The organism is Kerstersia gyiorum (genome assembly GCF_048595715.1).
In the GTDB taxonomy this organism is placed as follows: Bacteria; Pseudomonadota; Gammaproteobacteria; order Burkholderiales; family Burkholderiaceae_B; genus Kerstersia; species Kerstersia gyiorum.
In genome coordinates this window covers 3,587,270-3,609,306 of record NZ_CP169556.1, presented here as the reverse complement: position 1 = coordinate 3,609,306, position 22,037 = coordinate 3,587,270, and the positions used below count along the sequence as shown (strand labels likewise).

The following is a 22,037-nucleotide window of genomic DNA, read 5'->3' as shown; positions in this document are numbered from 1 at the left end:
AAGGGCAGGCGACGACAGGACGGGCAAATTTTCGTTACGGCGCCCGGAATATGCTGTCCCGATCGCGCAGTTTAGCCCCCGCGACGCACGCCGCGATGGGATAATGTGCGAATGAATGCAATTTCTTCCTTGCCACCGGATTCGTCACCGGCGGCTTCATCCTTAGATGGCGAACGCGTAACTTGGTTGCATCATGACCTGCCGATTTTTCTGGTAGGCATGATGGGCGCGGGCAAAACCACCATAGGCAAGCGGCTGGCGCGTGCCTGCGGCAGGGATTTTCTCGACCTCGACCATGAACTGGAAGCCCGCTGCGGCGTGCGCGTGCCCGTCATTTTCGAGATTGAAGGTGAAGCTGGTTTCCGGCGGCGCGAAACCGCGGCCCTGGAAGAATGCACGCGTCAGCGTGGCATCATCCTGGCGACGGGCGGTGGCGCGCCGGTTGCGCCGGAAAACCGTGCGCTGCTCAGGCAGCGGGGTATTGTCGTCTATCTGCGCGCATCCGTCGATGAGTTGTGGCGCCGCACCTGCTCGGACCGCAACCGACCGTTGCTGGCGACCAGCGACCCGCGCACGACGCTGCGCGACTTGCTGGCCCGGCGCGAGCCCATCTACGAGGAAGTGGCAGATATCGTCGTCGATACCGGCAGCGTCTCGATTTCCCAGGTTCTGAAGAACCTGGTGCCGCTGTTGCAGAATATCGAAAAGGAAATCAGCCTGGCCCCGCCCGCCAGCGCCCAGGCCGGCCCGGCGCCTGGCCGCGAGTAAAGAACAGAACTGTCATTGAGAAGAGCACATGAACGTCGTTACCGTTGATACCCCTGGGGGCCAATATCCCATCACCATTGCGCCGGGTCGCCTGGACTCCCTGGCGGCGGCGATTCCGGCGGACGCGACGCGCGTGGCGCTGGTGACGAACCCCACCATAGACGCGATTTATGGCGACCGCGTGCGCCAGGCCCTGGCGGCCAGCGGCAAGCCTGTGTTCGATGTGATGTTGCCCGATGGGGAGCAATACAAGACCTGGGAAACGCTGCAACTGATCTTCGACGCCATGCTGCGCCAGAAATGCGATCGGCGCGCCGTCATCGTGGCCCTGGGGGGCGGGGTGACGGGCGATATCGCCGGTTTCGCGGCGGCATCCTACATGCGCGGCATCCGTTTCGTGCAGGTGCCCACCACCTTGCTGGCACAGGTGGACTCCTCGGTGGGTGGCAAGACCGGCATCAATCATCCGCTGGGCAAGAACATGATCGGCGCTTTCTACCAGCCGGTGGCGGTGGAGATTGACACTGACGTGCTGCGCAGCCTGCCAGCCCGGGAAATTTCAGCCGGTCTGGCGGAAGTGGTGAAGTACGGCCTGATCCTGGACCGCGAATTTTTTGACTGGTGCGAGCAGAACGCCCAGGCCCTGCGCGCGCTGGAGCCGCAGGCCATGGGCTACGCCATTCGCCGCTCCTGCGAGCTGAAGGCCTGGGTGGTGTCGCAGGATGAACGGGAATCGGGCCTGCGGGCCATCCTCAACCTGGGGCATACCTTCGGGCACGCGATCGAGGCTGGTCTGGGCTACGGCAAGTGGCTGCACGGCGAGGCTGTGGGCTGCGGGCTGGTGCAGGCGGCCGAGCTGTCTGCCGAGGTGGAAGGGCTGCCGCGTGCGGATGTCGAGCGCGTGCGCCAGGTCGTGGCTGCGCTGGGTTGCCCGGTGCAGGCACCGGACCTGGGCGAGCAGCGCTGGTTCGATCTGATGAAGGTAGACAAGAAGGCGGCGGCCGGTGAAATCCGTTTCGTCCTGACGCCGGAAATCGGGCGGGCCGTTACGCGCACCGCGCCGGACGGAGCCGTGCGCGCCGTACTTTCGCGTACCGTGGCCGACGGAGCGCTGGCGTGAGCGCCGAGCGCCTGGCCAGGCTGTTGCCCGCGCCGGGCGCCAACGGCCTGGGCGCCTATGCGTGCGACCCTGGCCGAACGCGTGGCCGGCGGGTGCCCGAGGCCCCGCCATCGAACCGCACCGAGTTCCAGCGTGACCGCGATCGCATTATCCACGCCGGCGCATTTCGCAGGCTTGAATACAAAACCCAGGTTTTCATCAATCACGAGGGTGACCTGTTCCGCACCCGGCTCACGCATAGCCTGGAGGTCGCGCAGATCGCCCGCACGCTGGCGCGCAGCCTGCATCTCAATGAAGACCTGATCGAGGCCATTTCCCTGGCGCACGATCTTGGGCATACGCCCTTCGGCCATGCCGGGCAGGATGAACTCAATGCCTGCATGCGCGAGCTTTCGCCGGAGGCGGGCGGTTTCGAGCACAACCTGCAAAGCCTGCGGGTTGTCGATGAGCTGGAAGAACGCTACGCGGAATTCAAGGGCCTGAACCTCTGCTTCGAAACCCGTGAAGGCATTCTCAAGCATTGCTCGGTGTCGCATGCGCGGCAACTGGGCGAGGTCGGCCAGCGTTTCCTGGATCGAACGCAACCTTCGCTGGAGGCCCAACTGGCGAATCTGGCGGATGAAATCGCCTATAACAACCACGATATCGACGACGGCCTGCGTTCCGGGTTGGTGCAGTTGCCGCAGTTGCGCGAAGTGCCGGTATTCGGACGTCATTATGCCGAAGCCTGCGCGCGCTACCCGGATTTGCCGGAGCGGCGGCTGGTGGCTGAAACCATACGGCAGATGATAGGCACCCTGATCCTGGATCTCACGGTGGCGACGGCCGGGCGCATTGCCGAACATGCGCCGGACTCCATCGAAGCCGTACGCGCCGCGCCCTTGCTGGCGGGCTTTTCACCGGCATTGCGGCGCGATAGCGATGAACTCAAGCGCTTTCTGTTCGAGCACCTTTACCGGCACTACAAGGTCATGCGCATGACGGGCAAGGCGCGCCGCATCGTGCGCGAGCTTTATGCTGCCTTCCTGGATGACCCGCGCCTGTTGCCGCCGGATTACCGGCGCCAGGGCAAGGCAGAGCAGGCCCGCGCCATTGCTGATTACATCGCTGGAATGACGGACCGCTATGCCATGCGCGAGCATGAACGGTTGTTCGATATGCGCAGGGTGGAGTAAGCCGGGCAGGGCTGCCCGGCAGCCGCCTGCGGCGTTTCAACCCGCGTTGCGGTTGAATACCGGCATGGGGGCCGATTGCCGCAGCACGGCTTCGCTCAACCAGGCCGCGGCACGGTAGGCGCGGCGCGCCACCAGGTCTGCCGGCAGTTGGCGGTAATCATCATTGAATACTTCGAAACTGTACGGACCGGTGTAGCCGATTTCGTGCAGCCGCATCACGATGTCCGTCAACTGGGCATTGTGCGGGCCTTCGCCGGGAAACACGCGGAAGTGGCGGGCAGCGGCGCGGCGCTCGCTGGCCGTATCGACACTGTGCCAGAGAAAATCGGCCAACTGGACGAGGAAGATTTTTTCCGGGGAAATGTCGCTGATGGCGGCCAGCGGCGTGGCTGTTGCGAGGATATGGTATGAATCCAGCACCAGCCCGAGGTTGGGGCTGTCTGCTGCTTCGACGATATCCCAGGCCAGGCGGTAATCGTTGACGGTGCGCGCCCAGGAAATGGCTTCATAGGCGATACGTATGTTCAGTGGAATGGCCAGCGTGGCCAGTCGCCGCAGGTCAGTGGCGATGATGTCCTGGTCCTGGCTGGCATGGCCTGAGGTAGAGGCGCTGGCAATCAGCACCCGGCAATCCAGCGCCTGGCACAGTTCCAGCAGATGCTTGGCGATGTCCGTCTTGTATTCGCGCAACAGGCCGGGCAGGCCTTCGTAGTCGCGCAGCGCCTGCAGGGCGTTGACTTCCAGGCCGCTGCGGCGTACCAGGCCGATGGCGTCGTCCAGCCCCTGCGGATGCTCGACCAGGTCACGGGCGGACAGGCTGATGCGGGTGAAGCCGCTGGCCTGTGCGGCAGCCAGACGGGCCTGCAGCGGTCCGGCCAGCGAAACGCTGTCTATGCCGAATTGTCCGATGTTCATGACGCCGCTCCCGGGCTGTCTTCCAGCTCTCGCACCAATTCGAAGTGCACGCCATCCAGGTAGGCCTGGGTCAATGCGCCGCGTTCATCGCTGTGCAGCAGCGAGGACTCCACGAAATCCAGGCCGTTGCGGCGCATTTCCGCCACGCTGGCCAGGACGTCTGGCGTGGCGAAGGCCAGGCGGTGCAGCTGTTCCACCGGGTGGGCACTGGCGGCGTCCGGCGTGGGTTCTATCAATTGCAGGAAAAAGCGGCGGCAGGGGCTTTGCAGGACCCGTCCGCTGGGCAGGTTGCCAAAGCGCGTGCCCGGCGGCAGGGCGCTGAAGTCGAGCAGGTTTTCGTAGAAGGCGATCCAGTCGTCCAGGCGGCCGATGCCGACATACTGCACGATGCCGAAGAAACGCAGCGGCGTGGCCAGCGGGCGGCGTGCCGCCGGTACATCGACGGGAACGAAGTCGACGTCGTAGATGGAGAATTCCTCGTAGCGGTCGACGAAATAGATCTTGCTGGCGCCTACGCCTCGAATGGCGGGAATATTCAACTCCATGGCTTCGACCTGGGGGGCGACAGGCCAGGCGCCACGTGCCGTGGCGGCGCGCCAGGCGGCGCCTGCGTCGCGCACGCGGAAGGCGATGGCCGCGATCTCTGGCATGGCGGACGGATAGGCGGTGCTCAGGCCTTCCTGGGTATGGGCGTTGACGATGACGTTCATGCCGCCCTGGCGGTACAGCAGGACTTCACGGGAACGGTGGCGTCCGGCAAGGTGAAAGCCCAGTTTTTCCAGCAGCTGCCCGAAAGCCTGCGGGCGGGTGGTGGCGTATTCGATGAACTCAACGCAATCCAGCCCCAGGGTATTGCGCAGCTCGCCGATGGCTTCACGATCCGAAATACCGTTCATAGGGTAAAACTCCTGTTGCGAATGAGAGGGGGCTGGCGGGTGCGAGCCAGCACTATATTGCCATGGAAAGCACGCGTTGCAGATACGGGGCCGTGGGGCTGTCCGTGGCTGCGATGGCTTCCGGCGTGCCCTGGGCCACAATCCGCCCGCCGCCCTGGCCGCCTTCCGGCCCCATGTCGATCACCCAGTCCGCTGTTTTGATGACATCGAGATTGTGTTCGATCACCAGCACGGTATTGCCTGCCTCGACCAGCTGGTTGAGTACCTGCAGCAGCATCTGTATATCCTGGAAGTGCAGGCCGGTGGTGGGTTCGTCCAGGACGTACAGGGTTTTGCCGGTACCGCGCCGCGCCAGTTCCAGCGAGAGCTTGACGCGCTGGGCTTCGCCGCCCGACAGCGTAGTGGCGCTTTGTCCCAGGCGGATATAGGACAGGCCGACGTCCGCCAGGGTTTGCAGCCGCCGGGCAATCGCCGGGACGGCTTCGAAGTATTCCAGTGCCTGTTCCACGGTCAGGTCCAGCACTTCGCTGATGTTGCGGCCGCGATAGCGGATTTCCAGGGTTTCACGGTTGTAGCGCTTGCCCTGGCAGGTGTCGCAAGGCACGTACATATCCGGCAGGAAGTGCATTTCGACCTTGACCACGCCGTCGCCCTGGCAGGCTTCGCAGCGGCCGCCCTTCACATTGAAGCTGAAGCGGCCGGGGTCGTAGCCCCGTGCCCGCGACTCAGGCACCCCGGCGAACAGTTCGCGCATGGGCGTGAACAGGCCGGTGTAGGTGGCCGGGTTGCTGCGCGGGGTGCGGCCGATCGGGCTCTGGTCGACGGTGATGATCTTGTCGAAGTGCTCCAGGCCGGTGATGGCCGCATAGGGGGCAGGTTCTTCCTGGGCACGGTTCAATGCCATGGCCGCCACGCGGGCCAGGGTGTCGTTGACCAGCGTGGATTTGCCGGAACCGGAAACCCCTGCGACGCAGACGAGCTTGCCCACGGGCAGGCGCAGGTCGACATTCTTCAGGTTGTTGCCGGTGCAGCCCGACAGTTCCAGCCAGCGGGTATCGTCATCCACGGCACGGCGCTGCGGGACAGCCACTGCACGCGTGCCATTGAGATACTGGCCGGTCAGGGAGGCGGGCTGTGTCTGGATGTCGGCGGGCGTGCCCTGGGCCGTGACCGTGCCGCCGTGCTCTCCTGCGCCCGGTCCCATGTCCACGACCCAATCAGCCTCGCGGATCATGTCTTCGTCGTGTTCGACGACGATGACGCTATTGCCCAGGTCGCGCAGGTGCTTGAGCGTACTGATGAGGCGGTCGTTGTCGCGCTGGTGCAGGCCGATGGAGGGTTCGTCCAGCACATACATGACGCCGGTCAGGCCGGAGCCGATTTGGCTGGCCAGACGGATGCGCTGGGCCTCGCCGCCGGAAATCGTGGTGGCGCTGCGATCCAGGGACAGATACCCCAGGCCGACATTATTAAGGAAGCGCAGCCGGGCGCTGATCTCGTTGACGATGCGTGCGGCGATTTCCTGGCGTGCGCCTTCGAGCGCGAGGTTGTCGAACCAGTTCTGGCAGGCGGCCAGCGGCATGGCTTCTACCTCGTAGATGGCCAGGCCGGTTTCCTGGCCCAGGCGTTCGCCTGGCGGCATGTCATGACCGATACGGACATGACGGGCCTCGGCGCGCAGGCGCGAGCCGCCGCATTCCGGACAGGTCTGGATGCTGCGGAATTTTTCCAGCTCTTCACGGACGGCCGATGAATCGGTTTCGCGCCAGCGCCGTTCCAGGTTGGGAATAATGCCTTCGAACGGATGGCGGCGCACAGTGCTGCGGCCTTTCTCGTTAAGATAGGCGAATTCGATTTCTTCGCTGCCGGAACCGTTCAGCACGATCCCGCGGACGTCTTCTGGCAAGGCTTCGAACGGGGTTTCCAGGTCGAAGCCATAATGCGTCGCCAGGCTGTTGAGCATATTGAAGGCAAAGGCATTGCGCCGGTCCCAGCCCTTGATGGCGCCGCTTGCCAGGCTCAGTTCGGGAAAGGCGACGATGCGCTTGGCATCGAACACGCCGACCTGTCCCAGCCCATCGCAGCAGGGGCAGGCACCCATGGGGTTGTTGAAGCTGAACAGGCGCGGTTCCAGTTCTGTCAGCCCGCGGCTGCAGACGGGACAGGCATAGCGGCTGGAAAATACCTGTTCGGCATTGTTGTCCATATCCAGCAACAGGATGCGTCCCTGGGACAGCGCCAGCGCGGTTTCCAGGCTTTCGGCCAGGCGCGAGCGCACGCCTGCGCGTACACGCAGGCGGTCCACCACGACATCCAGGCTGTGGCGGGTGTTGGGGTCCAGCGCCGGCATGGAGTCGATGTCCGTCATCTCGCCGTCCAGACGCAGGCGTACATACCCCTGAGCTTGCAGATTGGCACATTCGGCTTCGAAACTGCCCTTGCGGTCGTGTGCCACGGGCGCGAGAATGGCGATGCGGCTTTCTTCCGGCATGGCGAGCACGGCATCGACCATCTGCGCGACGCTTTGCGCTTCCAGCGGCTCGCCATGTTCGGGGCAATAAGGTGTGCCAACTCTGGCATACAGCAGGCGCAGATAGTCGTGGATTTCTGTTACCGTGCCGACGGTGGAACGCGGGTTGTGGCCTGCGGATTTCTGCTCGATGGCAATGGCGGGCGACAGTCCCTCGATCAGGTCGACGTCCGGCTTGTCCATCAGTTGCAGGAACTGGCGCGCGTAGGCCGACAGGCTTTCGACGTAGCGCCGCTGGCCTTCGGCATACAAGGTGTCGAAAGCCAGGGAAGATTTGCCCGAACCCGAGACGCCCGTCATCACCACAAGCTTGTGGCGAGGCAGGTCCAGGGAAATGTTTTTCAGGTTATGGGTGCGTGCGCCGCGTATGCGAATTTCATCCATCCGGTAGTCACAGATGCGTAGGCCAACTTGGTACTATAGCGCCCTTCAATGTAGTACGTAGAGGAGAACGGCATGGCGTCGGTCAACAAGGTCATTATCGTGGGCAACCTGGGGCGCGACCCCGAAGTCCGCTACAGCGCGGATGGCGCGGCAATCTGCAACGTATCCGTGGCAACGACTTCTCAATGGAAGGACAAGGCAAGCGGCGACCGCCGCGAGGAAACGGAATGGCACCGCGTGGTGTTCTACGGCCGACTGGCCGAAATTGCCGGTGAATACCTGCGCAAGGGGCGTTCCATTTATCTCGAAGGCCGCCTGAAAACCCGCAAGTGGACGGACAAGGACAACATCGAGCGCTACACCACGGAAATCGTGGCGGACCAGATGCAGATGCTGGGTGGCCGTGAAGACGGCGGTGCCGGTGGTGCTGGCGGCAGCTATGGTGGTGGCCGTTCCGGTGGTTCCGATTATGGTGATTCGGCGCCCGCACCGCGCCAGGTGCCGCAACAGCGCCAGGCGCCGCAGCAATCCGCACCGCGTCCCAGCCAGGCGGCGAACCTGGCGGACATGGACGACGATATTCCGTTCTGAGGATGGCCGTGGCGTGCTGCCGGCGGTAGGCTCCTGTCGCGGGAGCCAGACTGCCAGGCGCCGCTGCGGATGTCATGCAGTGCCACGGTCGCAGAAGCGGCCGCTGCAGGCCGGCCTTGTGCCGGCCTGTCTGTTTTTTGTATCAAAGTCTGGGCAGTTGGCGCTCAGAACGTCTTGCGCAGTTTCCGGTCCAGGGAAATCAGGCCGCCACCGAAGGCTGCGAAGAACAGGCAGCCGAAGGCCCAGAGGCTGGATAGCTGGACGGCCTTGTGTTGCAGCGTCGAAAGCAGGGCGGCACCGCCATCGGCCAGGCGCCGCGCACCGTTGGCGGTGACCAGCGTGGCGGTTTCCTTGATGGCGGCGATGCCGTCCGGACTGAGCAGCGGTTCGGCGTCATACGGGAAGTGCAGGTGGTACCAGACTGTCGTGAACAGCATGACGGCATTGGCCAGCGCGAAGGCCCGGGTATAGAACCCGAGCAGGATGGCAATGCCGCCCACGACCTGCACAATGGCCAGGAGCGGTGAAAACAGCCAGCCGGGGTGAAAGCCAATGTTTTCGACAAAGCCCACCTGGCCCAGCGGGTCCAGGATCTTGGGCCAGCCTTCGATCAGCAGCCAGCCGCCCAGCGCGACGCGCAGCAGCAGCCAGCCCAGGGGCTGGGCGAACTGGTTATAGAAACCAGATAGTTTGGGGATAATCAGCTGGTCTGGCGAGGTATTGAAATCCAGCGGTGTTTTCATGGAACTCTCGGTATGAAGGAAGGAATCGACCAGCGGCAGAGTATCCCGCCGTTGTTGCTGCAATTCTTATAATGATTGAGGATCATTTGCCAAAGCGCAAGCTTTAGTTGCGCATGAATACATGCCTGCCGGCAAGGCTGTTGCCGGACAATGGCGGCGTGCAGGCTGCTTCGTCCCGCCACCATCGGCTGGCCCGGGGGCGCAACCGTGCATGCCATGGCCATGGTCGTGACATGCCTACTATATGGTTAAAAATGATAAGTACATTGAGCAGTGCCGATATCGCCGCCCGCGCACCGCGCTTTGCCTTGATTCCGGTAGGCGCCTTCGAGCAGCACGGCCCTCATCTGCCGGTGACGACCGATACCCTGATTGCCCAGGCCATCGGACAGGCGGTCTGCGAGCGCGCCGGCGGCATGCTGGTCAGCCCGGTGACGGTCAGCTGCTCGCATGAACATGCCGGGTTTCCGGGTACGGTTTCGGTGTCGGCGACGACGCTGGCGATGCAGGTCCATGACATGGCCGATTCCCTGGAGCAGGCCGGGTTTGGCCTGGTGGTCGTGCTGAATTGCCATGGCGGCAATTATGTCTTGTCCAATGTGGCGCAGGAACGCAACGTGAGGCGCCCGCGCATGCTGCTGTTGCCAGCGCGCCAGCATTGGGAAGCGGCAGTGGCCCATGCCGGCGTGGAAAGCAGCCCGAGCGCCGACATGCATGGCGGCGAGATCGAAACTTCCCTGCTGCTGCATCTGTGGCCTCAGGCGGTGCGCGTGGATCTGATCCAGGACCATGCCGCGCCGAACCGGCCCTTGCTGACGTTCCATGGCATGCGCCACTATGCCGAGCAGGGCGTGATCGGTTTCCCGTCGAGGGCGACAGCCAGGAAAGGCCGGCTGCTGCTGGAAAAAATGGCAGAGCTGCTGGCAGGTGAGATCTTGTCGGCGCTAGAGCACGTCGGGTGTCCCCTTGACGGCCCAGCCGCCATCGACCGATAGGGTCGTGCCGGTAATGTAGCTGGCCGCTGGCGATACCAGGAAGGCGGCCGCAGCGGCGATTTCCTCGGGTTCGCCCAGGCGACCCAGGGGCGTGCGGCGGGCAATGGCCTGCATATCCAGTGCCCCCTTGTCCTGCAGGGCCAGCGTCAGCGCGGTGGTGACATAGCCAGGGGCAATGGCATTGACGCGTATGCCCTGGTTGCCCCATTCGACTGCCATGGCGCGCGTCATGCCGAGAATCCCGGCCTTGGCGGCGCTATATGCATTGCGGGCGGGAATGCCGACGAAACTGGCAATAGAACCGGTATTGACGATGGCTCCCCGGTTGCCGCGCGCATCCGCTTGCTGGTGCAGCATATGGGCGGCGACGGCCTGGCTCATCAAGAAGGCGCCGCCCAGGTGTATCGAAAGCAGGTGGTTGAAGCCGGCGGCGCTTTGTTCCAGCGTGGGCGCGACCTGTTCGCCTATGCCGGCGTTGTTGATCAAGGCATGGATACGCCCGAAATGCGCAATGGCAGCTGCCACGGCGTCGCGCACGCTGTCCTCCTGGCTGACGTCGCAGCCCAGCCCCAGGTGGGCGGGCCCCAGTTCAGCGGCGCATTGGCTGGCCTGGGCGGCGTCCAGGTCGAGTATGCCTACCCGCCAGCCGCTGTCCGCCATATGCCGGGCGGTCGCCCAACCTATGCCTTGGGCCGCGCCGGTGATGAGGATGGCGGCAGGGGAAGAAATCGCTTGCATCGTTGTCTCCTTGGTTTTTTTGCAGGACGGGCGAAATCCGTGATAGAAATAGCATTCCAATATTGAATCATGTTCCAGTTTTGGCGTCGTGGGTAGGGGCAGCCTGGCCGGATGACAGGAAAAGGCCGCGCCGCGATGCGTTCCGGATGGATGGCCAGTGAAACCGAATACGAGCCTGCCGCTGCAGCATGATGAGTCCTTGCCCGACGTTAAATACCTGCGTTTTCTCGATACGCTGTACCGCACCCGGCGCCTGAGCCGCACGGCGGAACTGTTGGGCCAGAGCGCGCCAACCATGAGCATCTGGCTGGCAGCTTTGCGCGAGCAGCTGCGCGATGCCCTGTTCGTGCGCACGCCCGGGGGCATGCAACCGACGCCACGCACCGAATCCCTGATGCCGCTGGTGCGTAATGCGCTGGATTCATTGCGCGGCATCGTGGCCGGCCCGGGCAGTTTCGACCCGCAGACGGCCGAGAGGCAGTTCCGCCTCTGCATGACCGACGGCAGCATGCTGACTTTGCTGCCACGAATCCTGGCGCACCTGCGGCTGCAAGCGCCCCAGGTCAAGCTCAAGGCCATCAAGATCAATGCCAGAACGCCTCGATTGCTGGAAAGCGGCGAGGCCGACCTCGCGCTGGGCTTCGTGCCTACACTGGCTACCGGTTTCTACCAGCAGGCGCTGTTCGACCAGGTATGGGTGTGCCTGGTCAATCCGGACCATCCCGAGATCGGCAAGCGGTTGGATCTGGAAACCTACGCGCAGGCGCGCCATATCGAGATTCCCGGCGGCACCGGACATGCCATGCTGGCCGATGCCCTGGCGCGGCACCAGGTCATGCGCCGCGTCGCACTGGAGATCCCGGTATATCTGGGAATACCGGCGATCATTTCGAGCAGCGACCTGATCGCCACCGTGCCCAGCCTGACTGGCCATACGCTGGCGCGCCGCTCTGGCCTCAGCATCCATCCCTGCCCGGTACCTGTGCCCCCCTTCACCGTCATGCAGTACTGGCATGAGCGCGTGCACCTGGATGCCGGCCACCGCTGGCTGCGCCAGGCGGTGCACGAGGTTTGCGCCGACCGCACCCGCACGCCTGTTCCGGTCTGATCCGGGGCGTTGCATGGCGCAAGTTTGCCAAAGGCAAACTCGCACTTTGCCTCTGCCCCAGTGCCAGCCATGGCTCAGCTTCCTAGAATTCGCAAAAAAACGAGGAGGCAGCTATGAGGGTATTGGTGACCGGGGGCAGCGGTTTTTTGGGGGCCTGGGTCGTGCGACAACTGGCGGCGGCAGGCGTGACGCCCGTGGTGTTCGACATGAGCGGCGCGCGCGACAAGGTGGCGCAGGTGGCAGGGGCTGAGCTGGCACGCGACCTGGTCTGGGTTGTGGGTGATATCCGCCGCTCAGATGAAGTCATGCTGGCGGCTGAAGGGTGCAAGGGCGTTATCCATCTGGCCGGTATGCTCACGCCGGAGTGCTCGGCAGACCCGGTGCTGGGTGCCGAGGTCAACCTGATCGGCACCCTCAATGTGTTTGACATGGCACGCCGCTCCGGTATCGGGCATGTGGCCTACGCCAGCAGCGCCGGTGTCTACGGCCCGGAAAGCAGCACGATGCCGCAGCCGGCCACATTCTATGGTGCCTACAAGCTGGCCTGCGAGGGCGCGGCCAGGGCCTATTGGCGCGACTATGGCATTTCCAGTATCGGCTTGCGGCCTTTCGTGGTCTATGGGCCGGGTCGCGAGGGGGGGCTCAGTGCTGGCCCGACATTGGCCTGCCGCGCCGCGGCCCTGGGCGAGGCATACCGCCACCCCTTCACCGGCAGCTGTGGCCTGGTGTATGTCGAGGATGTTGCGGCTGTCTTTGTGCAAGCGGCCTTGCAGGCCACACCGGGCGCGCAGGTGTTCAACATGGGGGGCGAGGACGTAGCTGTTGCAGCCTTGCTGGATGCCATCCGGCAACAGGTGCCGGGTGCCAGCCTCAGTGCGCACGGGCCTGCCCTGCCAATTGCGGCCGGGCAAGGCGCGGCGGGTCTGGACGACTGGTTTCCGGGGCGGCCACGTACGGGGCTGGTGGCTGGGCTGGCGCAGACCATCGCCTATTACCGCACCGCAGCCGCCGTGCCAGCGGCCAACCCGGAGCAACCGGCATGAACATGGAAAAACGTGGGCGCGTCGCGCTGGTGGCTGGTGCGGCTGGCGGTATCGGGGCAGCCGTGGCGCAGCGGCTGGCGCGCGAAGGCGCTGCGCTGGCGCTGCTGGACCGGGATGTGGAGCGGGTGATGGTCCTGGCAGACAGTTTGCCTGGCAGCCTGGCGCTGGCCTGTGACTTGACGGACGAAGCCGAGGTGGCCGCGGCGGTCGGGCAAACCGTGGCGCACTGGGGGCGGCTGGATATCCTGGTGCACAGCGTCGGGCTGATCGGTTCCTCGCTGCCGGTGCATGAACTGCCGGTCGACGACTGGGACCGCATTATGGCGGTGAACCTGCGTAGCGCCTTCCTGTGCACGCGGGCCGTCGTGGCCCCCATGCTTGAGCATGATTACGGTCGCATCGTGCATATCGCTTCGATTGCGGGCAAGGAGGGCAATGCGCAGCAATCGGCTTACTCCGCATCCAAGGCGGGGGTCATTGCGCTGGTGAAGTCACAGGGCAAAGAGTTGGCGCGCACGGGCATACGCGTCAATGGCATTGCGCCTGCGGTGATACAGACCGCGCTGGCCGAGCAGATGACACCCGAAGTCAAGGCGGCGGTACTGGCGCGCATTCCCATGGGCCGGCCGGGCGAACCGCAGGAAGTCGCAGGCATGGTGTCTTGGCTGGCGTCGGACGAATGTTCCTTTTCCACTGGCGCGACTTTCGATCTATCAGGGGGCAGGGCGACGTACTGAGTGCCGGTGCCGGAGTACGGGCCGGGCAACAAAGGCGCAACGGCGGGCAGCGTGCCGCCGCTGTGCACGATAAAACCAATGGAGACAAACATGAAAAAAGACCTTCTTCGCATGGTGCCGGAAGCACCGGCTGGCCGCCGCCAGTTTCTCAAGACCTGCAGCGGCGCCACGGTGGCGGGCCTGGCGGCGGGCTTGTCGCTGCCGGCGCTGGCGCAGGCCAAGCCCATCACGCTCAAGGCCGTGGTGCAGCATCGCAACGGCGAATCCTACAAGAAATGGGCCTGGTTGCAGGAGCAGGTGGCGCAGCGCAGCGATGGCAGACTGGCGATAGAAATCACCACCATCGGTGAATTGGGCCTGGGCGGTTCCGAGATGCTGCGCGTGCTCAAAAGCGGGGTCATCGACATGGCCGAGGTGCTGCCTGGCTACGTCGCCAGCGATTTTCCGATGATAGAAGCCTGCGACCTGCCGGGTATCTCTACCAGCTTCGATCAGTCGCGCCATATGTACGATGTCTGGACCAGCAATGTCGTGGCCAGGCATGAATCGGTATTGGGCGGAAAGGTCATCAGTTCCTTCTGCTGGTCCACCATGTTCATGTACACCAAGTTTCCGCTGGATGCGCTGACGGACTTCAAGGGCCGGAAGATCCGTGTTTTCGCGCCAGCGCAGGCGCGTTTCCTCACGGCATTGGGGGCGGAGCCGGTCAGTATGACAACTGCCGATATGTACCCCGCGTTGCAGCGCGGCATCATCGACGGCGCCATTACCGGTACCGAGCATGTGAAGGCCAGCAGCTTGTGGGAGGTGACGCGCTACATGACCAACATCAATATTCCCCCCATGGGCTCCTACATTGTGCTCGGCGCACGCTCCTGGGCCAGGCTGCCTGCGGATCTGCAGCAGATCTTCATCGACATCGGCCCGGCATTGACGGACCTGGGCTGGAAGCTGGGGCGCGACAACGACGTGCTGGGTTTTGAGTATGCCCGCGAAAAGGACATGGTGCTGACCCTTGAAGCCAAGCCTCAATGGGTGCCGGAACTGACGCGGATTTCCTCCCAGGACATCGTGCCCTGGTGGGCCGGGCGGGCTGGGCCGCAAGCCAGGAAAAACTTCAATGAGTTCCTGGCGCCCATCGTTGGCTACACCTTGAACTGAGCCGCTCGCCACCGCACGCGCCCGCCAGGGCGTGGCGCCGCCGGCTTTTTCCTCCAACCCCGGTTTCCCGGTACGGCGCGGCCGGCCCAGGGGGATGCCGTTCCTAGGGGATGATTGTGATCGTTTTACGTAATTTCCTGGCCCGCCTGGCCGAAGGCATGGCATGGGTCAGTGGACTGTTGTTCCTGCTGCTGGCGTTCTACATGACGGGCGATGCGCTCAGCCGCACGCTGGGTGGGCCGTTCACTGGCGTGGCCGATCAGGTCGCGTCGCTGACGCTGGCGCTGGGCGCATCCTGGGCATTGGCCATGGGGGTCAACAATGGTACGCATGTCCGTTCCGACATCCTGCTGCCCTTGTTGCCCGCGCCGCTCAAACGTCTGTTCGGTATTTTCGCGCTGATCGGACTGACGGTGCTGGCATGGATACTGACTTGCAACTTCTATGTCATGGCGCTGGAATCCTATGAAATTGGCGCCATGCTGCCGCAGTCCATTGTGGAGATGCAGCTGTATATCCCGCAGGCCATTTCCACGTTTGGTTTCCTGGTGTTTGCCCTGACCTCGACACTGGCCTTGTTGATTGCCATTGCGGGTCGCGCGGGTGCAGAAGAAGGAGGTGCATGAAATGGCCGCCGTCGTGACAACTTCCCTGTTGGTGCTGTTTGCCTTCTTCATGCTGAGTTTCCACGTCGCCAGTGCACTGGGGCTGACGGCCGCGATTACCGGTTCGCTGTTCCTGGGGGATATCTGGAGCTTTTTCGCGCAGATCCCCTGGAACAACATCAGCAATAGCGGGCTGATCGTCGTGCCGCTTTTCATCCTGATGGGTGAACTGCTGTTGCGCAGCGGCGTGACCGAGGATCTCTATGAAACGCTGTCCAAATGGATGGGCCGCGTGCCTGGCGGCCTGCTACATTCCAACGTGCTGGCCAGCGGCCTGTTCGCGTCCATTTGCGGCTCCAGCGTAGCGACGACATCCACCATTGGCGCCGTGGCGCTGCCGCAAATGCGCCGGCATGGCTACGACGAGAAGCTGGCCATGGGCTCCATCGCGTCCGGTGGCACCCTGGGTATCCTGATTCCGCCCAGCGTCATCATGATCATCTACGCGATCATGGCCGAAGTATCCATCGCGCAGCTTTATATGGCAGGCATCGTGCCAGGCCTGCTGATGATGGTGGCCTTCATGCTGGTCATTTTCATCGCGGCGCTGTTGGTGCCGACCAAGGCGCCACGGCTCCAGGCGCGGGCCAGCTGGCAGGAGCGCATCCGTGGGTTGCGGGCCATCGTGCCGGTGCTGATCCTGATGTTCATGGTGTTGGGCACGATTTATGCAGGCATTGCCACGCCGACCGAGGCGGCGGGCTTTGGCTCCGTGGGGGCATTCTTCCTGGCCTTGCTACGCCGCCGGGTGAACCGCGCCATGTTGCGGGAGGTGTTCCTGGCCACCGCGTCGACGACCAGCATGGTGATGCTGGTCGTCGTGACGGCATTCGTCCTGCAGTTCGTGCTGTCGCTGGGAGGCGTGCCGGCGGCCGTGTCCAACTGGATTGGCGGCCTGGGCCTGAGCCAGCTGGAGCTGATACTGCTGATTGCCGTCATCCTGGTGCTGCTGGGCACTTTCATGGAAAGCATGGCGCTGATCGTTTGCACGATGCCCATCTTGCTGCCTATCCTCAAGATGGCTGGCGTGGACCTGGTGTGGTTCGGCATCATTGCCGTGATCCTGGTGGAAATGTCGCTGATCACGCCGCCGGTGGGCATGAACCTGTTCGTCATGCAAGGGCTGCGCATGCGTTTGGATGGTGCGCATCGCGTCGGCCCGATTACCCAGGTATTCGCGAGTACGGTGCCGTTCGTGGTGGCCATGGCAGTGGTGCTGGGGCTGATCATCGCCTACCCGAACATCGCCATGGGCCTGGTGCACAGCATGCGCTAACGCCGCCGGGGGGCGCCAGGAAAGGGAACGTCTAGCGCCGCTCCAGCAGCACGCCGCTTTCCATGTGGTGCGTCCAGGGGAACTGGTCGAACAGCGCGCAGCGTGTTATGCGGTGGGTGTCGTGCAGCTGCGCGATATTCTGCGCCAGGGTTTCCGGATTGCAGGATACGTAAAGGATACGGTCGAAGCGGCGGGCCAACTCGCAGGTGTCCGGGTCCATGCCGGCGCGTGGCGGGTCGACGAACAGCGTGCCGAAGTCGTAGCTGTCGAGGTCTATGTCCTTGAGGCGCTGGAAGGCGCGCACCTTGTTGAGCGCCTGCGTGAATTCTTCCGCAGACAGCCTGGCAATGACAAGATTGTCGATGCCGTTGGCTGCGATATTGGCTTGCGCCGCCGCAACCGATGTCTTGCTGATTTCGGTGGCCAGCACGCGCCGCACCTGGGTGGCGAAGGGCAGGGTGAAATTGCCGTTGCCGCAGTACAGCTCCAGCAGGTCGTCATCGCGTTGCCCCAGCGCGACGCAAGCCCATTCGATCATCTTGATATTGACCGTGCCGTTGGGCTGGGTGAAGGCGCCTTCTGGTTGCCGGTAGTGAAATGCGCGCCCCCGGATGGCCAGGGTTTCGGTGACGTAATCCTGGCCGATGACGCAACGCTGTCCCCGCGAACGGCCGATGAGGCTCACGCCCAACTGTGCTGCCAGTGCTGTGGCGGCCCGCGTCCAGGCTTCGTCGAGCTTGCGGTGATAGCACAGGGTGACCAGCGCTTCGCCCGAGAGCGTAGTGAGGAATTCGACCTGGAACAGACGCTCGCCCAGCACCGGGTTGCTGTTCCAGGCTTGCTTGAGCAGTGGCATCAAGGCGTTGATGTGCTGGCTGGCAGGCGGGAATTGTTCCAGCAGGATAGGCGAACGCTTGCCTTCGCCGGGCGCGAACATGGCGTAGTGGCGCTCGTCGCCGTCACGCCAGAGGTGAAACTCGGCCCGCAGGCGGTAGTGCTGGCGCGGCGAGTCATGGACGTCAGGCGCGGGCGCGCTGAACGGAGCCAGCAGCTGCGCCAGGCGCAGGCGCTTGGCTTCCAGCTGGGTCTGGTATTCGGATTCTTGATAAGTGTGCGACATGGTGCAGGCCGGGCGGTGATCCGGGCGGTATCGTAACCCAGCGCCGGGGTGGCTGGCGGCGTTCCGGCCTATTCGCTTTCGGCGCGCGCCAGGTCGCCAAGCGCAAGCACCGGCGCGGCGTCTATCTCGCTGGCGTTGAGCAGGCTGGTGAGGCGTTGCAGCGAGGCCAGCAGCACGGCCTGTTCCCAGCCTGGCAGGCCATCGAAGCGCTGCACGAACTGTTCCTGCAGGCAGGCGGGTGAGTTCTGCATGAGGGTGATACCGGCGTCGGTCAGTTCAATCCAGACACGGCGCTTGTCGTGTTCGTCGCGGCGTCGGCGCACCAGCCCTTTCTTTTCCAGGCGGTCGAGGATGGTGGTGATGGTGGCTTGCGTCAGGTTCATTGCCTGGGCCAGCTGGCTGCCCTGCATGGGGGCGTGTTCCCGGAGCGCCTGCATGGCGAGCAACTGCGGCAAGGTCAGGCCATGGCTGCGGCTGAGCTGTTTGTCGGAAAAATCCGTGGCGCGGATGATCTGACGCAGCAGGACCAGGGCGGTTTTGCTTTGTTCCATGCTTACCGGGTAGAGAGCTAGAGGAGTGAAGGGGTAGGAGAGATTTGGGGACGGAAAAGAGGGGGGAGTGCTAGGGAAGGGCGGCGCAGGCAAGTTTAACGCCTTTGCCTGGGCTCGGCTCCCGAAGTGGTGTGCGGCGTTTTGGTCTGAAATCACGCATCAATATGTTTAGTGATTCAAATGAAATTATTCCGGTATTTGATCGGTTTTATTTGATTGCCCTAGGGTTTTCCCTTTATTTGTATCTAAAAATTAGGTTGTTATCGTTTAAATCATGGTGTTAGGATAAAAAATACATTGAATCACTAAGTATTTTCCGGGTGGATGACGGGCCATGCAATGGCCTGTTCCTGTCTTGGTAACACATGCGCTGCCGGGGAAAAACAAGGAGGATAGAGATGCAAGCGGTTTTCACACGCCGGCCCTGGCAGAGGCTGGCCGTTGCAGCGGGCATGGCGCTGCTGGGCGTTTCGGCGCAGGCGCAAACCACGGTCGAGGACTTGCAGTCACGCGGCGCGCGCATTGGCTATGCCAATGAAAAACCATTTGCCTATACCGAGATGGACGGGCACGTCACGGGGGAATCGCCGCAGATCGTCGCGGCTATCCTGCCCGCGCTGGGCATTGCGAAAATCGAACCGGTGCTGACGGAGTGGGGCGCGTTGATCCCGGGCTTGCGCGCCCAGCGTTTCGATCTCATCGCCGCTGGCATGTACATCACGCCCGAGCGCTGCAAGCAGGTACTTTTTACCGATCCGCACTACCAGTTGCCCGATACGCTGCTGGTGGCCCAAGGCAATCCCAAGAATCTCGATAGCTACGAGTCCATCGCGGCTGATCCGTCGGTGAAACTGGCGATCACCTCTGGCACCGTTAACCTGAAGTATGCGCGTGATGCTGGGATCAGCGACGACCAGATCGTCCAGGTACCCGATACCTCCTCGCAGTTGCAGGCGGTGCTGAGCGGCCGCGCGGACGCGACGATAGGTACGCAGCTCACCATGCAGGGGCTGGCAGCGCTTTCGCGCGGCCGTGCCGAGGCCCTGAGGGAGTTCAAGGACGACCCGGCGCATATGGGCTACGGTGCGCTGGCATTTCGTCCCGAAGACCGTGCATTGCGCGATGCTGTCAATACGGCCTTGAAACAATGGCTGGGGTCTGAGGCGCATCTGGCCGCAGTCGCGCCGTTCGGTTTCGACGAGCGCAACATTACGCACAAGACGGCCGCCGAGCTTTGCCAGGCGGAGTAATGGCAGCATTTTCAGGCCCAGTCCGTCCGAGGCGGGGCGACGTTCATCCGGGAGGCTCCCGTGCCTGACTGGATGCCACTCTTGCTGCAAGGCGCCTGGCTCACGGTGCAGATCACGTTCTTCGGCGCGCTGGTTGCCATCGTGCTGGCGGTAGCGGGGGCGCTGGGCCGGCTCTCGCCCTGGCGCTTCCTGCGCTGGTTCAGCATTGCCTATATCGAGTTGTTCCGGGGCACGTCGCTGCTGGTGCAATTGTTCTGGCTGTTCTTCGTGTTGCCGCTGCCGCCTTTCAATGTGTCCCTGTCGCCCTATGTGGTGGGCATACTGGGCCTGGGGCTGCACATTGGCGCCTACGGGGCGGAAGTCATGCGTGGCGCTATCCTGTCGGTGCCGCGCGCGCAGTATGAAGCCTGCATTGCGCTCAACATGGGGCGGGGCCGGCGGTTCTTCCGCATTATCCTGCCGCAAGCCTTGCTGGCGGCCATCGGGCCGGGCACCAACCTGCTGATCGAACTGCTGAAGAATACCTCGCTGGTATCACTCATCACGCTGGCAGACCTGACCTTCCGCGCCCGTCAGATCGAACAGGCCACCTTCGAGACCGTCACGGTATTCGGCCTGGTGATGCTGCTGTATTTCGCCATGGCGCAGTGCATCAATGCCGCGATGCGGCTGCTCGAGCGCAGGCTGGCGCGCGGCAGGTTGAAGGGAGGCATGTCGTGAGCGAACTGATCGACTGGAAATATGCCTGGGATATCCTGCCCGCACTGTTGCATGCGTCATTGAAGACGCTGCTGATCACGGTGCTGGGTTTTGCCATAGCCGTGGTGCTGGGGTTATTCCTGGCCGTATGGCGCCGCAGCCGGCACGCCTGGTTGTCCTGGCCTGCCACGGCGCTGATCGAATTCATACGCAGCACGCCACTGCTGATCCAGGTGTATTTTCTGTTCTATGTCGGGCCGTCGATAGGCCTGAATCTGACCGCGATGCAGATCGGCATACTCGGTATTGCCGTGTATTACGCCAGCTATACCGCCGAAGTCTACCGGGCGGGGCTGGATGTCGTGCCGCGCGCACAATGGGAAGCCGTGCGCGCCTTGAACTTCGAGGCAGGCCGCGCCTATCGGCGCATCATCCTGCCGCAGGCGCTGAGGCCGGTCCTGCCGGCATTGGGCAACTACATGATCGCCATGCTCAAGGACACGCCGGTGCTGTCGGCGATTACCGTGGTGGAGATCATGCAGGAAGCCAAGAATCTCGGGGCCGAGCATTTCCGTTATCTGGAACCCATCACCATGGTGGGCCTGTTCTTTCTCGCGCTCAGCCTGGTGCTGGCCTACCTGGTGCGGCGCCTGGAAATTCGCATGGAGCTGCCAAGATGAACCTGTTTCGCATGATCTCTGCCTTCGGGCCCGGCTCGCAGTCCGGCGCGCCGTCGCCTGCCCCGTCGGACTACATGGTGCGCTTCCAGAACGTGGAAAAGCGCTATGGCGATTTCAAGGTGCTCGACGGGCTCAACCTGGATGTCCGTCCCAATGAAAAAATCGCCATTATCGGCCCCAGCGGTTCGGGCAAGTCCACGCTGCTGCGCACACTCATGACGCTGGAAGACATAGACAGCGGCCTGATCGAAGTGGACGGCGAGTGGTTGACGCATATGCCCGGGCCGGACGGCACGCCTGTCCCGGCCAGCGAGCGGCACCTGCGCCAGGTGCGGGGCAAGATAGGCATGGTGTTTCAGAGCTTCAACTTGTTCCCGCACCTCACTGCCTTGCAGAATGTCGTCGAAGCGCCGGTACAGGTGCTGGGGCTGCCAGCCGCAGAAGCGCTGGAGCGGGGGCGGGCGCTGCTGGAACAGGTGGGCCTGGCCGAAAAAATGGATCACTATCCGGCCCAGTTGTCCGGCGGCCAGCAGCAGCGCGTGGCGATTGCGCGGGCGCTGGCGATGCGGCCCAAGGTCATGCTGTTCGATGAAGTGACATCGGCGCTGGACCCTGAATTGTGCGGCGAGGTGTTGTCTGTCATCCAGCAACTGGGCGAGGAGCATGACCTGACCATGCTCATGGTGACCCACCAGATGGGGTTTGCGCGGCAGTTCGCCGATCGCGTGTGCTTCTTCTATGCCGGGCGTATCCACGAGGAAGGCCCGCCTGAAGAAATCTTCTCCGCGCCGCGCGAGCCGCGTACCCAGGCCTTTCTGAGCGCGGTGCAGGAAGCCGCCTGATCGCGCATGCGTCTGCCAGGTTTACAATCGCGCGGTTTCCGCGGCCATGG

General features: G+C 63.4%; 22 protein-coding genes. 15 read left to right on the top strand and 7 right to left on the bottom strand.

Annotated features, from left to right (window positions below; all coding sequences use genetic code 11):
* The first annotated feature begins 111 nt into the window (after nucleotides 1–111).
* From ACEW7X_RS15775 to ACEW7X_RS15765, 3 genes are read left to right on the top strand one after another with little or no spacing between them, the layout of a single operon-like run.
* On the top strand, nucleotides 112–768 hold the full coding sequence (locus ACEW7X_RS15775) for a shikimate kinase (protein ID WP_068367601.1): 657 nt from the start codon (nucleotides 112–114) through the stop codon (nucleotides 766–768).
* Between the two features lie 28 nt (nucleotides 769–796).
* Nucleotides 797–1,888 (top strand): 3-dehydroquinate synthase, encoded by a 1,092-nt coding sequence (aroB, locus tag ACEW7X_RS15770; RefSeq protein ID WP_253100086.1) that lies wholly within the window; start codon nucleotides 797–799, stop codon nucleotides 1,886–1,888.
* Nucleotides 1,885–3,063 (top strand): deoxyguanosinetriphosphate triphosphohydrolase, encoded by a 1,179-nt coding sequence (locus ACEW7X_RS15765; protein WP_253100083.1) that lies wholly within the window; start codon nucleotides 1,885–1,887, stop codon nucleotides 3,061–3,063. The genes aroB and ACEW7X_RS15765 overlap by 4 nt, the downstream gene beginning before the upstream one ends.
* Before the next feature lie 36 nt (nucleotides 3,064–3,099).
* Here the strand turns inward: ACEW7X_RS15765 and ACEW7X_RS15760 are convergent, their stop codons facing one another.
* From ACEW7X_RS15760 to uvrA, 3 genes are read right to left on the bottom strand one after another with little or no spacing between them, the layout of a single operon-like run.
* On the bottom strand, nucleotides 3,100–3,978 hold the full coding sequence (locus ACEW7X_RS15760) for a sugar phosphate isomerase/epimerase family protein (protein ID WP_253100080.1): 879 nt from the start codon (nucleotides 3,976–3,978) through the stop codon (nucleotides 3,100–3,102).
* Entirely contained in the window at nucleotides 3,975–4,874 is a 900-nt protein-coding gene (locus tag ACEW7X_RS15755; RefSeq protein WP_068367596.1) for a 4-hydroxyphenylpyruvate dioxygenase, read from the bottom strand. The genes ACEW7X_RS15760 and ACEW7X_RS15755 overlap by 4 nt, the downstream gene beginning before the upstream one ends.
* 52 nt (nucleotides 4,875–4,926) lie before the next feature.
* Nucleotides 4,927–7,788, bottom strand: coding sequence for an excinuclease ABC subunit UvrA (gene uvrA / locus ACEW7X_RS15750; protein ID WP_068367594.1), 2,862 nt, complete (start codon nucleotides 7,786–7,788; stop codon nucleotides 4,927–4,929).
* Nucleotides 7,789–7,860: 72 nt separating this feature from the next.
* Here uvrA and ssb point away from each other — a divergent pair, with 72 nt between their 5' ends.
* Entirely contained in the window at nucleotides 7,861–8,379 is a 519-nt protein-coding gene (gene ssb / locus ACEW7X_RS15745) for a single-stranded DNA-binding protein (protein ID WP_068367592.1), read from the top strand.
* Between the two features lie 164 nt (nucleotides 8,380–8,543).
* Here ssb and ACEW7X_RS15740 read toward each other — a convergent pair whose 3' ends face one another.
* Nucleotides 8,544–9,122 carry a DoxX family protein gene (locus ACEW7X_RS15740; RefSeq protein WP_068367866.1) on the bottom strand — a complete coding sequence of 193 codons (579 nt, stop codon included), beginning with the start codon at nucleotides 9,120–9,122 and terminating at the stop codon, nucleotides 8,544–8,546.
* A 254-nt stretch (nucleotides 9,123–9,376) separates the two neighbouring features.
* On the opposite strand from ACEW7X_RS15740, the gene ACEW7X_RS15735 reads away from it, so the two are divergent.
* Nucleotides 9,377–10,117, top strand: coding sequence for a creatininase family protein (locus ACEW7X_RS15735; protein WP_420177413.1), 741 nt, complete (start codon nucleotides 9,377–9,379; stop codon nucleotides 10,115–10,117).
* Here the strand turns inward: ACEW7X_RS15735 and ACEW7X_RS15730 are convergent.
* Entirely contained in the window at nucleotides 10,067–10,855 is a 789-nt protein-coding gene (locus ACEW7X_RS15730; protein WP_420177412.1) for an SDR family NAD(P)-dependent oxidoreductase, read from the bottom strand. The genes ACEW7X_RS15735 and ACEW7X_RS15730 overlap by 51 nt on opposite strands.
* A gap of 157 nt (nucleotides 10,856–11,012) precedes the next feature.
* Here ACEW7X_RS15730 and ACEW7X_RS15725 point away from each other — a divergent pair, with 157 nt between their 5' ends.
* From ACEW7X_RS15725 to ACEW7X_RS15700, 6 genes are all read left to right on the top strand, one after another.
* Nucleotides 11,013–11,963, top strand: coding sequence for a LysR family transcriptional regulator (locus ACEW7X_RS15725; protein WP_257740142.1), 951 nt, complete (start codon nucleotides 11,013–11,015; stop codon nucleotides 11,961–11,963).
* A gap of 113 nt (nucleotides 11,964–12,076) precedes the next feature.
* Complete coding sequence (locus tag ACEW7X_RS15720) at nucleotides 12,077–13,006, top strand: NAD-dependent epimerase/dehydratase family protein (protein ID WP_068367588.1); 930 nt, start codon at nucleotides 12,077–12,079, stop codon at nucleotides 13,004–13,006.
* Entirely contained in the window at nucleotides 13,003–13,743 is a 741-nt protein-coding gene (locus ACEW7X_RS15715; protein ID WP_253595032.1) for an SDR family NAD(P)-dependent oxidoreductase, read from the top strand. The genes ACEW7X_RS15720 and ACEW7X_RS15715 overlap by 4 nt, the downstream gene beginning before the upstream one ends.
* Before the next feature lie 90 nt (nucleotides 13,744–13,833).
* Nucleotides 13,834–14,904 (top strand): TRAP transporter substrate-binding protein DctP, encoded by a 1,071-nt coding sequence (gene dctP / locus ACEW7X_RS15710; protein ID WP_420177411.1) that lies wholly within the window; start codon nucleotides 13,834–13,836, stop codon nucleotides 14,902–14,904.
* Nucleotides 14,905–15,020: 116 nt separating this feature from the next.
* Complete coding sequence (locus ACEW7X_RS15705; protein WP_165389936.1) at nucleotides 15,021–15,530, top strand: TRAP transporter small permease subunit; 510 nt, start codon at nucleotides 15,021–15,023, stop codon at nucleotides 15,528–15,530.
* A gap of 1 nt (nucleotide 15,531) precedes the next feature.
* Nucleotides 15,532–16,845, top strand: a complete 1,314-nt coding sequence (locus ACEW7X_RS15700) for a TRAP transporter large permease (protein ID WP_068367580.1) — start codon at nucleotides 15,532–15,534, stop codon at nucleotides 16,843–16,845.
* 31 nt (nucleotides 16,846–16,876) lie between these two features.
* Here the strand turns inward: ACEW7X_RS15700 and trmA are convergent, their stop codons facing one another.
* Complete coding sequence (gene trmA, locus ACEW7X_RS15695) at nucleotides 16,877–17,965, bottom strand: tRNA (uridine(54)-C5)-methyltransferase TrmA (protein WP_420177410.1); 1,089 nt, start codon at nucleotides 17,963–17,965, stop codon at nucleotides 16,877–16,879.
* 68 nt (nucleotides 17,966–18,033) lie between these two features.
* Nucleotides 18,034–18,516, bottom strand: coding sequence for a MarR family winged helix-turn-helix transcriptional regulator (locus tag ACEW7X_RS15690; protein WP_068367576.1), 483 nt, complete (start codon nucleotides 18,514–18,516; stop codon nucleotides 18,034–18,036).
* A gap of 398 nt (nucleotides 18,517–18,914) precedes the next feature.
* Here ACEW7X_RS15690 and ehuB point away from each other — a divergent pair, with 398 nt between their 5' ends.
* From ehuB to ehuA, 4 genes are all read left to right on the top strand, one after another.
* On the top strand, nucleotides 18,915–19,766 hold the full coding sequence (gene ehuB, locus ACEW7X_RS15685; protein WP_420177409.1) for an ectoine/hydroxyectoine ABC transporter substrate-binding protein EhuB: 852 nt from the start codon (nucleotides 18,915–18,917) through the stop codon (nucleotides 19,764–19,766).
* A gap of 72 nt (nucleotides 19,767–19,838) precedes the next feature.
* Complete coding sequence (gene ehuC / locus ACEW7X_RS15680) at nucleotides 19,839–20,486, top strand: ectoine/hydroxyectoine ABC transporter permease subunit EhuC (RefSeq protein WP_207224886.1); 648 nt, start codon at nucleotides 19,839–19,841, stop codon at nucleotides 20,484–20,486.
* Nucleotides 20,483–21,145: an ectoine/hydroxyectoine ABC transporter permease subunit EhuD gene (gene ehuD, locus ACEW7X_RS15675; RefSeq protein ID WP_202969509.1), complete on the top strand. Its 663-nt coding sequence runs from the start codon at nucleotides 20,483–20,485 to the stop codon at nucleotides 21,143–21,145. The genes ehuC and ehuD overlap by 4 nt, the downstream gene beginning before the upstream one ends.
* 74 nt (nucleotides 21,146–21,219) lie before the next feature.
* The gene (ehuA, locus tag ACEW7X_RS15670) at nucleotides 21,220–21,987 is read left to right on the top strand and encodes an ectoine/hydroxyectoine ABC transporter ATP-binding protein EhuA (RefSeq protein WP_420177937.1); all 768 of its coding nucleotides are present in this window, start codon (nucleotides 21,220–21,222) and stop codon (nucleotides 21,985–21,987) included.
* Nucleotides 21,988–22,037 lie beyond the last annotated feature (50 nt).

Bases quoted from the DNA above. Each gene is read 5' to 3' on its own strand.
- ACEW7X_RS15775 (WP_068367601.1), top strand. From the start codon at position 112: ATGAATGCAATTTCTTCCTTGCCACCGGATTCGTCACCGGCGGCTTCA.
- aroB (WP_253100086.1), top strand. From the start codon at position 797: ATGAACGTCGTTACCGTTGATACCCCTGGGGGCCAATATCCCATCACC.
- ACEW7X_RS15760 (WP_253100080.1), bottom strand. From the start codon at position 3,978: ATGAACATCGGACAATTCGGCATAGACAGCGTTTCGCTGGCCGGACCG.
- ACEW7X_RS15755 (WP_068367596.1), bottom strand. From the start codon at position 4,874: ATGAACGGTATTTCGGATCGTGAAGCCATCGGCGAGCTGCGCAATACC.
- uvrA (WP_068367594.1), bottom strand. From the start codon at position 7,788: ATGGATGAAATTCGCATACGCGGCGCACGCACCCATAACCTGAAAAAC.
- ssb (WP_068367592.1), top strand. From the start codon at position 7,861: ATGGCGTCGGTCAACAAGGTCATTATCGTGGGCAACCTGGGGCGCGAC.
- ACEW7X_RS15740 (WP_068367866.1), bottom strand. From the start codon at position 9,122: ATGAAAACACCGCTGGATTTCAATACCTCGCCAGACCAGCTGATTATC.
- ACEW7X_RS15735 (WP_420177413.1), top strand. From the start codon at position 9,377: ATGATAAGTACATTGAGCAGTGCCGATATCGCCGCCCGCGCACCGCGC.
- ACEW7X_RS15730 (WP_420177412.1), bottom strand. From the start codon at position 10,855: ATGCAAGCGATTTCTTCCCCTGCCGCCATCCTCATCACCGGCGCGGCC.
- ACEW7X_RS15720 (WP_068367588.1), top strand. From the start codon at position 12,077: ATGAGGGTATTGGTGACCGGGGGCAGCGGTTTTTTGGGGGCCTGGGTC.
- ACEW7X_RS15715 (WP_253595032.1), top strand. From the start codon at position 13,003: ATGAACATGGAAAAACGTGGGCGCGTCGCGCTGGTGGCTGGTGCGGCT.
- dctP (WP_420177411.1), top strand. From the start codon at position 13,834: ATGAAAAAAGACCTTCTTCGCATGGTGCCGGAAGCACCGGCTGGCCGC.
- ACEW7X_RS15700 (WP_068367580.1), top strand. From the start codon at position 15,532: ATGGCCGCCGTCGTGACAACTTCCCTGTTGGTGCTGTTTGCCTTCTTC.
- trmA (WP_420177410.1), bottom strand. From the start codon at position 17,965: ATGTCGCACACTTATCAAGAATCCGAATACCAGACCCAGCTGGAAGCC.
- ACEW7X_RS15690 (WP_068367576.1), bottom strand. From the start codon at position 18,516: ATGGAACAAAGCAAAACCGCCCTGGTCCTGCTGCGTCAGATCATCCGC.
- ehuB (WP_420177409.1), top strand. From the start codon at position 18,915: ATGCAAGCGGTTTTCACACGCCGGCCCTGGCAGAGGCTGGCCGTTGCA.
- ehuC (WP_207224886.1), top strand. From the start codon at position 19,839: ATGCCACTCTTGCTGCAAGGCGCCTGGCTCACGGTGCAGATCACGTTC.
- ehuA (WP_420177937.1), top strand. From the start codon at position 21,220: ATGGTGCGCTTCCAGAACGTGGAAAAGCGCTATGGCGATTTCAAGGTG.